Source organism: Staphylococcus sp. HMSC036D05 (assembly GCF_001836225.1).
GTDB lineage: Bacteria > Bacillota > Bacilli > Staphylococcales > Staphylococcaceae > Staphylococcus > Staphylococcus caprae.
Genome location: NZ_KV827780.1, coordinates 2,568 through 18,917, shown reverse-complemented (window position 1 = coordinate 18,917; position 16,350 = coordinate 2,568). Strand labels below are relative to the sequence as shown.

Sequence of the window (16,350 nt, the reverse complement as noted above, 5' to 3'; positions counted from 1 at the left end):
CGCCGTTAATCGGTTTCCCAGAGCATAAACGTTAAAGGTCTCTGCTCCTCAAAAGACCGATTCGTCTTATTAAAGCGAGTCGGTCTTTTACGTTATATATATAGAAGAAAATAGTTCAGCACCAAATATCATTACAATTCACACTATACGCTCAACACTTTTATAGCAATATTTCTCCTTTATTAACCTACAAAAAATATTGTTAAATTTATGTAAAAAATAGCTTGTCATCAAAAGATTAGCTATGCTATAATCTATCTTGTGCTTAAGAACGGCTCCTTGGTCAAGCGGTTAAGACACCGCCCTTTCACGGCGGTAACACGGGTTCGAGTCCCGTAGGAGTCACCATGATAGGTCCCGTAGTGTAGCGGTTAACACGCCTGCCTGTCACGCAGGAGATCGCGGGTTCGATTCCCGTCGGGACCGTATTGCCTACCCAATAGGGTAGGCATTTTTTTATGCTTGCATATCCACAAATTTCCTATTACAATCAACCACAATCACATCCAACAGTTACGACCTCAGCGTACACAAATTTACTCCCTTTACAACGCTATGACGCTGCAACAAAAACTTAACATTTGTCCTATTTGGTCATATTTTCAGAAGAAAAATCGCGTAACCATACGTTTTACACCAATTATTTATATTACAAAATAATGAGAATACTGATATATAAACGTTTTAAGCTATTTGCAAGTGTTCAACATATTTTGTGAAACAGTATTTCGGTGGTAAACTTATAAATAATATTATTCTATAATTTTTAATACTAAAATAGAATTAACCGTTCATAAATGGTAAATTATATATTAGATAACTATGCGCTATATATACAGAGTAAATCACCTTTCACAAGGTTCAAACTAGAAAAATATAGCCTTCACATAATTAAACGAACGGAAGAATTACACTTTGAGAAAAGAGGTTTAAAGTATATGGCTAGAAAAGTTGTTGTAGTCGATGATGAAAAACCAATTGCTGATATTTTAGAATTTAATTTGAAAAAAGAAGGGTACGAAGTATTCTGCGCTTACGATGGTAACGATGCAGTAGATTTAATCTACGAAGAAGAACCAGACATCGTATTATTAGACATCATGTTACCAGGCAGAGACGGCATGGAAGTCTGCCGTGAAGTCCGTAAAAAATTCGAAATGCCTATCATCATGTTAACAGCGAAAGACTCAGAAATTGATAAAGTGTTAGGTCTCGAATTAGGTGCAGACGATTATGTAACAAAACCTTTCAGCACGCGTGAACTCATCGCACGTGTGAAAGCAAACTTGCGCCGTCATTATTCACAACCAGCACAAGAAGTGAGTGGCGCGACAAACGAAATTACAATTAAAGATATTGTCATCTACCCAGATGCATACTCAATTAAAAAACGCGGTGAAGATATCGAATTAACTCATCGTGAATTTGAATTATTCCACTATCTTTCTAAACATATGGGTCAAGTAATGACACGTGAACATTTATTACAAACAGTGTGGGGTTATGACTATTTCGGTGATGTGCGTACTGTCGACGTAACCATCCGTCGTCTACGTGAGAAAATTGAAGACGATCCATCGCACCCAGAATATATTGTGACACGTAGAGGCGTTGGATACTTCCTCCAACAACATGATTAGAGGCAACATCTCATGAAGTGGCTTAAACAATTACAATCCCTTCACACTAAACTCGTTATTGTTTATGTATTACTGATTATTATTGGTATGCAAATCATCGGTTTGTACTTTACTAATAGTTTAGAAAAAGAATTACTCGATAACTTTAAAAAGAACATAACACAATACGCGAAGCAGTTAGATGTAAACATAGAGAAAGTTTACAACGATAATGACAAAGGTACGGTAAACGCTCAGAAGGATATCCAAAACCTTTTGAGTGAATATGCCAACCGTCAAGAAATCGGAGAAATTCGCTTTATAGATAAAGACCAAATCATCATGGCAACAACCAAGCAGTCTAACCGCGGTCTAATTAACCAAAAAGCGAACGACAGCTCCGTCCAAAAGGCACTTTCTCTAGGCGAAACCAATAATCACATGGTTCTCAAAGACTATGGCAGTGGTAAAGAACGTGTCTGGGTTTACAACATACCAGTAAAAGTCGATAAACAAACAATCGGTGATATTTACATAGAATCGAAAATCAACGACGTTTATAACCAACTGAACAATATCAATCAAATCTTTATCGTCGGTACTGCGATATCGTTATTCATCACAGTCATCCTCGGTTTCTTCATCGCCCGAACGATTACCAAACCAATTACCGACATGCGTAACCAAACCGTCGAGATGTCTAAGGGTAACTACACCCAACGCGTTAAGATATACGGTAACGACGAAATCGGTGAGCTTGCACTCGCCTTCAACAACCTATCCAAACGTGTTCAAGAAGCACAAGCCAATACTGAAAGTGAGAAACGGCGACTCGACTCAGTTATCACACATATGAGTGACGGTATCCTAGCGACAGACCGCCGTGGTCGTGTACGTATTGCCAACGACATGGCACTCAAGATGCTCGGTCTCGCAAAAGAAGACGTCATCGGTTATTACATGCTTGGCCTTCTCAACCTTGAAAATGAATTCTCATTAGACGAAATCCAAGAAAATAACGATTCCTTCCTCTTAGACATTAACGAAGAAGAAGGTATTATCGTACGTGTTAAATTTAGTACCATCGTTCAAGAAACAGGATTCGTCACAGGTTACATTGCCGTGTTACATGACGTAACAGAACAACAACAAGTCGAACGCGAACGTCGTGAATTCGTAGCCAACGTTTCACACGAATTACGTACACCATTAACATCAATGAACAGCTATATCGAAGCACTCGAAGGAGGCGCTTGGCAAGATGAAAGCCTCGCACCACAATTCCTATCCGTAACTCGTGAAGAAACAGAACGTATGATTCGACTCGTTAACGACCTACTTCAATTATCGAAAATGGACAACGAGTCAGATCAAATCACGAAAGAAATCATCGACTTTAACATGTTCATTAATAAAATTATTAATCGACATGAAATGGCAGCTAAAGATACAACATTCGTGCGTGAAATTCCGCAACAAACCATCTTTGCGGAAATCGATCCAGATAAGATGACACAAGTATTCGACAACGTTATTACCAACGCAATGAAATATTCACGTGGCGATAAACGTGTCGAGTTTCATGTGAAACAAAATGCACTTTACAATAGAATGACCATTCGTATAAAAGATAATGGTATCGGAATTCCAATTAATAAAGTAGATAAAATCTTTGATAGATTCTACCGTGTTGACAAAGCACGTACACGTAAGATGGGTGGTACAGGACTAGGTCTAGCGATTTCTAAAGAAATTGTCGAAGCACACAATGGACGTATCTGGGCAAACAGCGTAGAAGGACAAGGAACGTCTATCTTCATCACACTTCCTTGCGAAATCATTGAAGACGGTGATTGGGATGAATAGTAAAGAACATATCAAATCGATTATCCTAGGCTTACTTGTACTCATGAGTATCGTGTTGACATATATGGTCTGGAACTTTACGCCAGACCTCAATAATGTCGCTAGTTCAGAAAATAGTAAAAGTAATGAACCCAAACCACTCAGTAAACCAATGACAGCAAAAATGGATGGCACCATCACACCATTCCAAATCATTCACGCTAAGGATGATAAACCACAAGGAACAGTATCAACGGGCGATGCATTAGATAGCATAATCGAACCGTTGAAGAACCAAGAAGTCAAAACGGTTTCACATACACATCGCGATCATAACCTCGTCATACCTGAATTAAGCAATGATTTCGTCGTGCTCGATTTCACATATGACTTACCATTAACAACATACTTAAGCCAAGTACTAAATATCGATGCCAAAGTACCAAATCACTTCAACTTCAATCGATTACTCGTAGACCAAGACAACGACAATCACGTCGTGCTCTACGCGATTAGTAAAGACCGACACGAAGTCGTGAAACTTAAAACATCAGCACAAGGTAAAAACATTGATAGCGCCTTAAAAAGTATTAAATCAAACATGCAACCATATACAGAAATCATCACCAACAAAGATACAATCGACAAAGCAACACATGTATTTGCACCAAGCAAACCTAAAGGCTTGAAGTCATATCGCATGGTCTTCTCAACAATGAACGTCGAAAGAATGAACTCCATCCTCTTCGATGATTCAACTATCGTTCGAAGCTCACAAAGCGGTGCAACAACTTACAACAACAATACCGGCGTCGCGAACTATGACGGTAAGAGTGAAATGTACCATTATAAAAACTTATCCGAAGACGCGAAAAGCTCAAGTAACATGGAAGAAACCATTCCAGGTACGTTTGAATTTATCAATGGTCATGGAGGCTTCCTTAATGAAGACTTCCGTCTATTCAACACAGATAATAAGAACGGTAAACTCACATATCAACGTTTCTTAAATGGTTATCCAACCTTCAATACTCAGAATTTAAACGAAATTCAAGTCACTTGGGGCAAGAAAGGTGTCTTCGATTACCAACGTTCATTACTTAAGAGCAGCGTTCAATTGAACAGTGAAGAATCTAAGAACCTACCTACAGCCGAATCCGTGCGTTCAGCACTTGCGAATGATAGTAATATTGACTTTGAAAAGGTAACCAACCTCGCAGTCGGCTATGAAATGGATGACAAACCAGATAAAGATGATATTGAAGTTCAACGCAACAGTGAATTTACACCACAATGGTACGTTGAATACGACGGCAATTGGTATGCCTATAAAGATGGGAGGCTAGAATAAATGAACTGGAAACGCACTAAGACGCTATTCATTTTCGTATTTATTCTCGTCAACATCTTGCTCGTCATGATTTACATCGATAAAGTCAATAAAGCACAGATTAACGACGCTGAGAGTAGTAATCATGTTAATTTTCAGCAAGAGGAAATTAAAGTGCCTGAAGACGTGCTGAATAAGAGCGTGAAAGACACCAAACTCGCACAAATCACAGCACGTTCTAAGGACTTCTCAAGCTATGCAAAAGAGCATTCAAGCCTGAGTACCTCAGATTCAGACAAGACACTTGAAGGCGACATAGACAAGACAGTGAAAGTCAGCGACAAGAACCTTCAAGACATTAAAGATTTCATAGCGCGTAACGTTTATAACGGTAAAGAATATCAACTCAGTGACTTAAGTTCAGACAACATGACTTATGAACAAACCTTCGAAGGTTATCCAATTATGAACAATAGTAAAGCGCGTTTAACCTTTAATTTAAATAATGGAAAGGCAACCAGCTATAAACAAACAGCCATGAATAACATCCATATGGCAGAAGGTTCAAACAGCTCGAAGAAACAAGTCATCAGCCCACGGAAAGCCGTCGAAGCACTCTACTACAACAGATACTTAAAACAACATGACCAAGTCATCGACGCACGCCTAGGCTACTACTCAGTCGTAAAAGAAACAAACGTACAACTACTACAACCAAACTGGGAAATCAAAGTCAAACACCAAGGCAAAGACAACATAGAAACCTACTACGTCGAAGCCACCGACCAAAACCCAAAAGTTATAAATTAAGGTGCGAAGAAAAGCGCTTAGGTCGCGAGCAATAACTAGCATCAAGCGAAAATTGTTCCTCAAATTTTAGCGCGATGCGTATTATTGTCGAACGACCTGCTTTTCGTAGCCCGTCCATCATTCCAGCAACGTTTTTATACTACAACACACAAAACGACCACTCACCGAAGCAGAGTGGTCGTTTCTTTATGCAATTACGAAGCGGGCAGATATTAATATTCTACGTCACTAACTATTCATAAACTGACAATTGGCACACACCTGCTAAAATTGGTATAGTATAATATAAAGGAATTTTAGAGAACGTTTCGTTTCGAGATTAAATAATTAGAATCAACACACCTCGAAATCTCAATTATGACTCACATTCACGTGCAATACGTTAAAAACTCAACCCAGAATACTAACACTAAATGCAACAACATCCAAACGCACGTCATATCCACATCACACCCTAACAATTCTCAAACAAATAAAGATTGTACATATTAGAAAGGATGAAGCCGCTTGATACGTATGAGTGTATTAGCAAGTGGTAGTACAGGTAACGCCACTTACGTAGAAAGTGAGAAAGGTAGCCTGCTCGTAGACGTAGGCCTAACCGGCAAGAAAATGGAAGAGCTATTCAGTCAAATTGATAGAAATATCAAGGATCTTAACGGTATCTTAGTCACACATGAACACATCGATCACATCAAAGGACTTGGCGTTCTCGCGCGTAAATATAACCTTCCAATTTATGCGAATGAGAACACGTGGAAAGCCATTGAAAAGAAAGACAGTCGTATCCCAATGGATCAAAAGTTCATATTCAACCCATATGAAACGAAATCTATTGCTGGATTCGATATCGAGTCATTTAATGTTTCACACGACGCGATTGACCCACAATTCTATATCTTTAACAACAACTATAAGAAATTCACGATGCTGACAGACACAGGCTACGTGTCAGACCGTATGAAAGGTATGATTCGTGGCAGCGATGCATTCATGTTCGAAAGTAATCACGATGTCGATATGTTACGCATGTGTCGTTATCCTTGGAAGACAAAGCAACGTATCCTCAGTGATATGGGGCACGTTTCCAACGAAGATGCTGGTCTTGCAATGACAGATGTTATCACAGGTAACACGAAGCGCATTTACCTTTCTCACTTATCTCAAGATAACAACATGAAAGACCTCGCTCGTATGAGTGTAGGCCAAGTGTTGAATGAACATGATATTGATACTGAGAAAGAAGTACTTCTTTGCGATACGGATAAAGCTCAAGCTACACCAATTTATACGCTATAATTAAATAACAGTAAGACACCCGACCTACTTAAATATGAGATTTAAGTAGGTTCTTTTTTGTAAAAGAATCTTATGGAAATATAAGTAATTATTAGTATTATTAAACAAAAATTAAAATGTAAATTTAAACCTAAAAAGTTATTTAGAGTTTGTAAATATAAAATAGAAAGTTGACTTTTAATTTAAAAATAAATATATTGTATTTATAGATAGTAGTGATACTATCTAATAAAAAAAGGAGGGTTTTCCATGTTCGACAAGGCTATGATTCAAAGAGAAGAATTAAAAATTGCTGCCTTTATTGCAATTTCAGCATTAGCAGTATTGTTAATTGGACCTTTGTTTAATGCCGCAACTGCAATGGGACTTAATGCCGCAACTGCAACTTCTGTGTATTATGCATTAAATGTCATTGGTTGGGGAGCCACTGCCGCAAGCATCGTAGCATCATTTGGATTAGCAAGTATTGGTGCTTATACAATTTGGGCAGCTGTGAAAAGAATGGCGTTAAAGCAATTTGTGAAGTGGTAAATCTGTCTTAAAGGAGAGGCTCAAGTGCTAAAGTACTTAATTATTCAATATATTCGTCAAAAAGATAATAAATTAAGAATGTACTTAAAAAGATATTTTAGTGAACTTGAGCCCTTCTCTTTAATTTTAGTAAAAATAGGGCTATTTTTAAACTATATTACAATTTTAGCTACTTTATTATTTATTATCACAACTCATATCAATATCGAATACTTGGTATATACTTTTTTTGACAATACATTACTAAAGAATATCTATATCGCATTAGCATCAATCTTTTATATCGTTATAACAGAGATTCTATTGGTATTATCTAGAATAAATATTTATAAATACTTTAAAAATTTAGAGTTTAAATATCAATTTCTATATAAAGTGGTATTTGGTCAAGAATATGTAATAACTATGTTAATAATAATAGTCATATCAATTAAATTGCTCAATATCATATACACATTAGCGATAATGTTGATAGCGATAATCACAGTGTGGACAAATATTAAAGAACTTAAAGTCTTCTTATATCTTTTGTCAATAATAATACTACTTTATCAACTTGTAATTATCACTAATGTAAATATTGAGTCACATATTTTAATTGGTAGTATGGTCATTATCGCTATTGCTTATATTTATAATTCTATTTATAAGAAGGTTACCGTTGAAAAAGATAGAAATGCTCAGTTAATGGTACTAAAAAGCATCACAAAATCACGCCATTTTAAGCTGATAGACATACCAATAATGGCAGTGGTATTACAATATTTAGCAATGGTTATACCAAGAATTTTTTCAATACCATTCACGGATATACAATTGATTGGATACATTAATATCGTAACTGTGTTGTTAATTATCATTACTCAAATAAAAAATCCAATTTTAATTAATTTAGATTGGTATGCAAATTTCGTTAAGTACGTGTTTAAGCTCAAAAACAATAGTTATATTTTAATTCATGTCTTAGAGCGTAACAATTTAATAGTAATTCTTAGTATCACTAGTCTGATATTTGTAGAGTCCATATTTATCTATAACGTGTGGTGTTGGTGGTTAATTCCATTAATGCTTTTGTTATGGTATATAGACAATGCCTTTACATATTATAGTTTCAAATTTCTATCTGTGTCTCAAAGAGAGAATTTAAGACAACATACCAACAAGCAGTTACCTTACGTCTGTTTTATTGGGATTAGTATTTTATTATTAACATCAGTCGTTAACTTAAATATAAGAAATATTAAAATAACTCTTGTACTTATTGTTACCTATTTACTTTTATTTGGGTTGACATCTTTACTAAAAAGAGAAGGAAAAGAAAATTTTAAAAGAAGAATAGAGGAGAACTTTAATGAATGAAATCGATATTTCACAATTAAATTTTCGCTATCCTGATAAATTAATTTTTAAAGATGCACAGTTTTCAATTAATAAAGGGACAATTAATCGAATTGAAGGTGCTAATGGAATTGGTAAAACAACTTTATTTCATATACTGTCACATAATTTGAAAGGTGAATTATCCGTCACACCTAACATTGGTTTTGAATTTATCACAACTGAATTGATACCTTTTGATGAACTGACTGGTAATGAGTTAATACGGTTGTTTTTTAAACTTAATCGTAGAGAGGAACAAGAAATAGATACCTATATTGATATTTTTAAAGATATGAATATAGAATTCGTATTAAAAAATCGATATAAAAATATGTCTTTAGGAGAAAAGCAAAAGTTAAATATTATGATTTCATTCATAAATAAAAATGCCATTACGCTTCTTGATGAACCATTCAATGCGCTAGATAAAGAATCAAAAAGTATATTTAAGGAAGTTTTGTTTGATTTATCAAGAAAGTATAATCGCACAATTATGTATATATCACATAATGATTTAGAACTAGCGGTAGATCAGCGACTATATATTTATGATAATCAAATCTTTGAGAAAGAAAAATATTATGAAAAATAATGCTAAAGTCATAAAGCTGTTATGTCTATACTTATTAGTAATCATCATTCCGTTACTTATTTCCATAGCATTTTGCTACTCAATTGAATTACCAAATGGTACGCCTAAAGTTGAACACAAAAGTATTTTTGAAATATTTTTACATAATATATTAATTGCACTTTTACTCATTGTTTTAACAGATGTGATTGCCATTCCAGTTTTGATGATTAATAGTTTTTATCTTGGAATCATACTTGGAAGTATCATAAAATCAACGAGTTTAGAATATATATGTTTATCTACAGTGCATATCCCTTTTGAATTAATAGGGTGGACCCTGGTTATTTTTATTTCACGACAATTCAGAATTAATTTTCATAGGTTAATCAAAATAGAAAAAATAGCAGTAAAAAGCATTTTTAAAAAGATTTTCTATTTTTTAATTCCGATTTATATTTTAGCTGCAGTTATAGAAGGGCTAGAAATTTATTTTATACTGAAAGGATAAATGCGATGAATAAGCTTAAGTTAACCAAATATCAGATTATTTTAATGATTTTATTCTTTATTATTTATACAATTACCGTTCAAATATCTTCTAGATCTATATTAGAGAAACAAATACAGGATATGCCAAATAATATGAATATGAAAGCTGACGTCACTTTATTCTGGCTAAATATAGTAACTATAGTTTTTGCATTAATTCTTATTATTTTTCAGTCTTTAATTTACAAGATTATTGTAGGTGTTTTAGGGTCTAAAGAAAAATTCTCTATCGGTTTAAATTTATTTTTATTTTTAGGTGCAGTACTTCCGAGTTCGATCATCATTGCGTTATTAACACTTTTTAATCATGGGATGAGTGTATCTCAAAATATATGGGTTAATACACTTTCTATTTTATTATCTACTTTTATTTATAGTGTATTATTGTGGTATTTCTCAGTTATTGAAAAGAGAAAAATTTTAATAGTGTTCTTAGTCATTGCGATATTAAATATCATAATAAGTATTTTTAAATTTTTAGGTACTTGATAAGGATAAATATGCCTAATATAAGCATAACTAATCAAACATTAAAGTGAAGTTGCAATTGTGTGTGTGTCTAAGACGTTTGATTATATAGATTAAATCTATTTAGTGTACAAATAAGACGCCCGACCTACTTAAATCTCATATTTAGTAGGTTCTTTTTTTGAAAAAATCTGTGAAAAATTAGGAAAATCACACTCAAGTTTGTCAAAAAAGAAGATAATATAAACATTAATTGTAAAAATTGAATTAAGACTACCTTAAAGTTATCCACTAAAATATCCATAGTTATCCAGAGGTGTGTACAATACACACAGAAATACCCACAATATACACAGGGTTATCCACAAAATAGCTGATTATTCCGCATAAAATGTGTATAAATATCAAAAATAGTTAAGACAATATAAATATTATTGTTATAATAAGAGGGAATAGTGTGCACAAGTTAATAACTTGTGGATAAGTTGGATAAATCATACATATTTACATGGAGGATAAAATGAAAATTACAATCCTGTCAGTTGGAAAACTAAAAGAGAAATATTGGAAACAAGCCATAGCAGAATATGAAAAACGACTAGGGGCTTATACCAAAGTTGAAATCATAGAAGTTCCAGACGAAAAAGCACCAGAAAATATGAGTGACAAAGAAATAGAACAAGTCAAAGAAAAAGAAGGACAACGACTACTAGCCAAAATTAAACCACAATCCACAGTCATCACATTAGAAATCCAAGGTAAAATGTTGTCATCAGATGACCTAGCCAAAGAACTACAAACACGCATGACCCAAGGCCAAAGTGACTTTGTATTCGTCATAGGAGGATCAAACGGCCTACATCAAGACGTCTTACAACGTAGCAACTACGCCCTCTCATTCAGCAAAATGACCTTCCCACACCAAATGATGCGCGTCGTATTAATCGAACAAATCTACCGTGCCTTCAAAATCATGCGCGGCGAAGCATATCATAAGTGATGAGGTTTTTTGTTATAAAACACCTAATTTAATTATTAAGAGGAGAGTGTTAGAAAAATGAATGAGAATGTAGTGAATCCAAAAGATATAGATAGAGCGATTCCAATCTGGAGTGGTTTTGATTATCAAGGTCAAGTTTCCATATATTATGCTTTAGCGAAATTAAATAAAATTGATATAAAAAATATCGATGAATATGAGTTACAAATAGAATCTTTAGAAGATTTTAGTATTAATAGAAACGGATTCCCAATAAGTATTCATCAAGTAAAAGCTTACATGAACGATCCATCCTTTTCAAAATATAAAAGACCGATTTTTGATTTATTAGGTAAAGTAGCTAAATATCCAGCTATTAATTATTGTTATCTTCATACATTAATTTCAATAAACCTTCCTAGAGATTATGAGTTAAAATCTCAACTTCAAAATATAGTCCCAAAAAAGAAAAAAGACCAGTTTCAAGAGTTTAGTAGTTTATTATTTGAACAAGGAAAATATGACGAAGCAAGACAAAAATTGAAATTAAATATGTTGAGAGATCAAGACTACCAAAGTGTCATCAAAAGATTCGAAATTGAAGATCGAATAAAAGAACAAATAAATTTATTTTTGAGTGAAAAAAACGAGTTTTTACGATTTGAATTTACTAAAACTAAAGAAAATATAGACTACTTATATTTTAACTTTATTTATGAAATTAGTTTCTTAGTTGCCACTGGCCATTGTGATGGAACATCAGAAGTTAGAATACCTTTCTCAAAAATTTTTGAGATTCTTACAAAGGAATATGTATATCGATTTAGTATAAAAACAGCTGCAAGTTCTTTAAAAAACTCTCTTTCAATTTATTTTGATGAATATTGTAAAAAAAAGAATATCGATTCCGAAACTCAGGCTGTAGCATGGACTGAAAAATGGAAATGGATTCTTGAACAAAATGATAATGATTTTTTATTATTATGCAAAAAAATTTCACCAACAACGAACATAAATGTGAATGAAATAGAAGCATATTCTTTAAGAGAACTAGTTGTCAAAGCAGGAGTTCATAAAACTTTCTTCCCTTTAATTTTACAAGCAGAACAATTTACACTAGAAGAAGAAGGACTAAAAGAAATATTCGTTTTAGAAAAGGAGGATAGATACTATTTAATTACTACTATCGCAGAAACATCTGGAGAGAATGAGGCTGTTACTCAAGGAAAGAAAATTTATCAAGCATTAAAGGATGACAACAATTTAGCTGAACTACTATACGATGTACAAGTGTTTATTAATAATGAAATAGAAGGATACTTTGATGGGAAAATTACTGATCCTGGAGATGATTACAGTGAGACAATACCTGATTTTGAGTTGAAAGAAAGTATAGTTGAGCCTAGACCAATATGGTTTATGAATGTTGAAAGTGCGAAGGAGGTCTTTAAATTATGAGAGATATTCTACAGAAAATATTAGAGGAAAAAGGTTTTTCAATTAAGGATCAATCGTACGATAATGAAGAAGTACTTCAAGCAAATCGAACTGATAATTTTGCTTTTGATTTTTTAACAGTTCTATTTCTAGACGAAAAAAAGTTTTCGAGATCTACTTTAAATGAATACATTGAGAAATTGTTTAAAGAGTACTCGCAACAAAGTGAACTTAAAATGGGATGGGATAAAAACCTTTCGTTGTTAATAATGTTGAAGGTGGAGTCAATAAGTATTTCAACTGAAATTCAATCCCTTATTTTTGATATAGAAGAAGATCCTTTCATGTTTAAAAAATATATTCTTCCATATACTAATAAGCAAGAAGACATTTTTAGTGAACAGCTAGGGCGGTACAACGAAAATAAGATTTTAGAATTCTTAAATTTTATTTTATATGATTCAGAAAAATTCTCGATATTCAAGACTAAGAAGTATTACGATGAGTATCTCTTATATGATTTAGTTTCAAAACTATTTATTAAGCTACCATATTTAAGTATAATTAATCAAAATAAAGAAATACACACATTAATGACCGAAATTGATGAAAGTTTTACTGAAGAAGAGAGAAAATTTTTAAAAGGATTATTGAAGATAAGAGAACATGAAGGAGATGATCCAAAAATTAAAAAAATACTAGAATTAATTGGGGTAAATGAAAATGAGTAAATTTATGATTAAAAGACTATATTTAAGAAATTTTAAATCCATCGATGAAGCAATAGTTGAATTAAATGGCACGAATCTTAATGTTTTAGATGGCCCTAATGGGTTTGGTAAAACAACAATCTTTGACGCTGTTCAATTATTATTAACTGGATCCATAAGACGAGTTGAGTCGAATAAAATAGTTGTTGGAAACAAGGGGTTTGAAGACCATTTATTTAGTAAAGATCAATCAAAATCAACTGAAATTATTATAGAATTCAATGATATAGAGGATAATACAACGTTAGTATTAAAGCGTATTATGCCAGCTCCTAAAACAATGAATAAAATGCAAAAAAAACCTCATAATTTTGTGCACTATAATTTATATAAATTAAATAGTTTTGAAGATACATCCAAGGGAAAACGATTAAATAATGATGAATTAGACCAGATATTTGACATGAAAGATATGATTGAAAAATTCAATTTATACCAGTATATCGAACAGGAAGAGAGTACGTATTTATTTAAAAAAACAGACAAAGACAGAATGAACTTGATTTCAAAACTATTTAATATTGAAGAAGAAATTGCTCAAAAAAGTTATCTTGAGAAGATTAAGAGTAAACTCCGTTACCAAAAAGGGATATTAAAGCAAAATCTTGAAAATCTTGGAGATAATCATAAGAAAAAGGATTTTGAGAAAATTTTTAAATATGAGAATTTTACTACCAAGATATTCAAATATAAACCACTTATAAGTTCTGAAAAAACAATAAATGTCGCATGGGATAAACAAGATATTCTCCCGCTTGATTCAAATGTAATGGAAACATACATGAATGACTTAGATATCATAAAACTTATGGTAAGTAATAAAAAAGATTTTAAAAACGAATTATTCAATGAAAAAATTGAAAAGATAATGAAAGCTGAAAAGAAATTAATAGCTATAATAGTATTAGGACATTTTCATGTTAATCTTGAAGAATATAAAAGTAGATATGCTAGTCAAGAGAAACTTAATTTAATTTTATCAAGATTACGAGAAAAAGAATTTACGAGAAAATCAATTGATTGGAGTTTGGTATTTCAATATATAGACTTACCTTTCAGTAAGACATATATTGAACATAATATAGAGTTAATTAACTCTTATAGTGAAAGTACGGATCATATTTCTTCATTAGTCACAAAAATGATTGAAACAAGAGATAGGCTAGGGACACAATATAAATCCTATAAAGTTGCTAGTTCTCATGAAACTACTGAGTGCCCGCTCTGTGGGGATCCTAAAACTAGTATTGAAGAGTTAACTTTTGAAATAAATGAAAGGACTGAATTACTTAAAAACTCACTAAGCGCTGACTCAAAGAAATATGAAGAAATGTTTAATGAATTTTATGAAAATTATATCATAACGATTATTAAGCAAATTGAAGAATGGTTATTTGTGAACCAAATTGACTCTAAGTTTTTCAATCAATTATTAGAATATGAAAATGTGATATCAGATATTGATGAGAGTAAGAAATGGTTTGAGAAAAATGGTGTTCAAATTGAAAAACTAATAAATTATAATGAAGAATATATAAACGATATTGATGATAGAGTTAAAGCATTAAAATCAGAGTTGGTAATGAGAAAAGTAGTAGTAAGCGATATTTGTAAGGACAATATTACTATATTTAAAAGGGTATTTTCAGATTACTTAGAAAATGATTGGGACTTATTAGAACAAATAACTTTTGATGCAATTAAAGAAAAAAAAGAATATATAAAGATGCAATATTTTATTAAGATAAGTAAAAAATTTAAGGACTCAAAAAAGTTAGAAAGTAAAATCAAAAAAATTGATAATATAATTATAATAATTGATAGTATGTTAAAAAAGTATAATAGTAAAATTAACTCACATCGTGCTAAAATGTTGAACGATATTGAAATACCATTTTATATCTATAGTGGTAAGATAATACAAAGTCATCAACGAGGGACTGGGGTATTTATCAAAGAGGAAAAAAAAGAGTCCCTAACAGGTGAAATTGAAATAAATTCACTTAGTTTTATTCCTCCAGTGGATACAGATCATGACATAGTTCATTCTTTTAGTTCTGGTCAACTATCATCAACTGTAATTGCTTTTACACTTGCTTTAAATAAGGTATACGGTAATTCTGGAATTATGGCATTGTTAATTGATGATCCGATTCAAACCATGGATGAAATGAATATGGCATCATTTGTAGAATTACTAAGAAATGATTTTAATGATAGACAGTTAGTGATGTCTACTCATGAAGATAATATATCGTTATACATTCGCTATAAATTTTTAAAGTATGGATTAAGTGTTGATAATATTAACGTTAAGCAAAATCTCTACACAAAGTAAACAAATAAGGGCTTTTGACTTTTTAAATAATATTTAATTTCATTTTTAATAGAGAATCCTATATAAGTATTTTATTAATTAAATTCTCAATATTAAAAATCGAATTGAATATCAATAAGAGACTCGCTGTCAGAAAATATTGAGTCTCTTTCCTGCGATTAGTATAGTACTTATCTTGTTTAAAAACTCATAATGAAATAAACTGTCTAATTTCAAATTTTTGAATAAGGTGTTGAAATAAATTTGATTGTACGGTTTACTAAAGTGGATACATTTTATACTCGGATAATCGATGATTCATTATTAAATAGTGAATAGTTTTGGGGCTCTATACTAAATTGAGTTTGGGACATAGTTCCCAAAGATAATAGCAGTAAGAGGATTTCAGCTATAATCTTCTTACTGCTACTTTTATATTCAA

14 protein-coding genes and 2 tRNA genes are annotated in these 16,350 nt (G+C 32.3%); all 16 read left to right on the top strand.

Annotated elements, in window-relative coordinates:
- Positions 1-273 precede the first annotated feature (273 nt).
- The 16 genes from HMPREF2580_RS04070 (at position 274) to HMPREF2580_RS03995 (ending at position 15,929) form a co-directional block, all read left to right on the top strand.
- Positions 274-348: transfer RNA gene (locus HMPREF2580_RS04070), tRNA-Glu, on the top strand.
- Positions 349-353: 5 nt separating this feature from the next.
- Positions 354-426 (top strand) — tRNA-Asp (locus HMPREF2580_RS04065).
- A gap of 512 nt (positions 427-938) precedes the next feature.
- Positions 939-1,640 (top strand): response regulator YycF, encoded by a 702-nt coding sequence (gene yycF, locus HMPREF2580_RS04060; protein ID WP_002434481.1) that lies wholly within the window; start codon positions 939-941, stop codon positions 1,638-1,640.
- Positions 1,641-1,652: 12 nt separating this feature from the next.
- Entirely contained in the window at positions 1,653-3,485 is a 1,833-nt protein-coding gene (gene walK, locus HMPREF2580_RS04055; RefSeq protein WP_002445018.1) for a cell wall metabolism sensor histidine kinase WalK, read from the top strand.
- Complete coding sequence (yycH, locus tag HMPREF2580_RS04050) at positions 3,478-4,815, top strand: two-component system activity regulator YycH (RefSeq protein ID WP_070830565.1); 1,338 nt, start codon at positions 3,478-3,480, stop codon at positions 4,813-4,815. The genes walK and yycH overlap by 8 nt, the downstream gene beginning before the upstream one ends.
- Positions 4,816-5,604, top strand: coding sequence for a two-component system regulatory protein YycI (locus HMPREF2580_RS04045; RefSeq protein WP_070830563.1), 789 nt, complete (start codon positions 4,816-4,818; stop codon positions 5,602-5,604).
- A gap of 516 nt (positions 5,605-6,120) precedes the next feature.
- Positions 6,121-6,903, top strand: coding sequence for an MBL fold metallo-hydrolase (locus HMPREF2580_RS04040; RefSeq protein ID WP_002445012.1), 783 nt, complete (start codon positions 6,121-6,123; stop codon positions 6,901-6,903).
- A 249-nt stretch (positions 6,904-7,152) separates the two neighbouring features.
- Positions 7,153-7,434 carry a hypothetical protein gene (locus HMPREF2580_RS04035; protein WP_083321660.1) on the top strand — a complete coding sequence of 94 codons (282 nt, stop codon included), beginning with the start codon at positions 7,153-7,155 and terminating at the stop codon, positions 7,432-7,434.
- 24 nt (positions 7,435-7,458) lie between these two features.
- Entirely contained in the window at positions 7,459-8,793 is a 1,335-nt protein-coding gene (locus tag HMPREF2580_RS04030; RefSeq protein WP_070830561.1) for a hypothetical protein, read from the top strand.
- Entirely contained in the window at positions 8,786-9,406 is a 621-nt protein-coding gene (locus tag HMPREF2580_RS04025) for an ATP-binding cassette domain-containing protein (RefSeq protein WP_070830559.1), read from the top strand. Before HMPREF2580_RS04030 ends, HMPREF2580_RS04025 begins: the two co-directional genes overlap by 8 nt.
- Positions 9,396-9,896, top strand: coding sequence for a stage II sporulation protein M (locus tag HMPREF2580_RS04020; protein WP_070830557.1), 501 nt, complete (start codon positions 9,396-9,398; stop codon positions 9,894-9,896). The genes HMPREF2580_RS04025 and HMPREF2580_RS04020 overlap by 11 nt, the downstream gene beginning before the upstream one ends.
- 5 nt (positions 9,897-9,901) lie before the next feature.
- On the top strand, positions 9,902-10,426 hold the full coding sequence (locus HMPREF2580_RS04015; protein WP_070830555.1) for a hypothetical protein: 525 nt from the start codon (positions 9,902-9,904) through the stop codon (positions 10,424-10,426).
- Between the two features lie 499 nt (positions 10,427-10,925).
- Positions 10,926-11,405, top strand: a complete 480-nt coding sequence (gene rlmH / locus HMPREF2580_RS04010) for a 23S rRNA (pseudouridine(1915)-N(3))-methyltransferase RlmH (RefSeq protein ID WP_070830553.1) — start codon at positions 10,926-10,928, stop codon at positions 11,403-11,405.
- Between the two features lie 57 nt (positions 11,406-11,462).
- On the top strand, positions 11,463-12,842 hold the full coding sequence (locus tag HMPREF2580_RS04005) for an ABC-three component system protein (protein ID WP_070830551.1): 1,380 nt from the start codon (positions 11,463-11,465) through the stop codon (positions 12,840-12,842).
- Positions 12,839-13,552, top strand: coding sequence for an ABC-three component system middle component 1 (locus HMPREF2580_RS04000; protein WP_070830549.1), 714 nt, complete (start codon positions 12,839-12,841; stop codon positions 13,550-13,552). The genes HMPREF2580_RS04005 and HMPREF2580_RS04000 overlap by 4 nt, the downstream gene beginning before the upstream one ends.
- Entirely contained in the window at positions 13,545-15,929 is a 2,385-nt protein-coding gene (locus tag HMPREF2580_RS03995; protein WP_070830547.1) for an AAA family ATPase, read from the top strand. Before HMPREF2580_RS04000 ends, HMPREF2580_RS03995 begins: the two co-directional genes overlap by 8 nt.
- Positions 15,930-16,350: the final 421 nt, after the last annotated feature.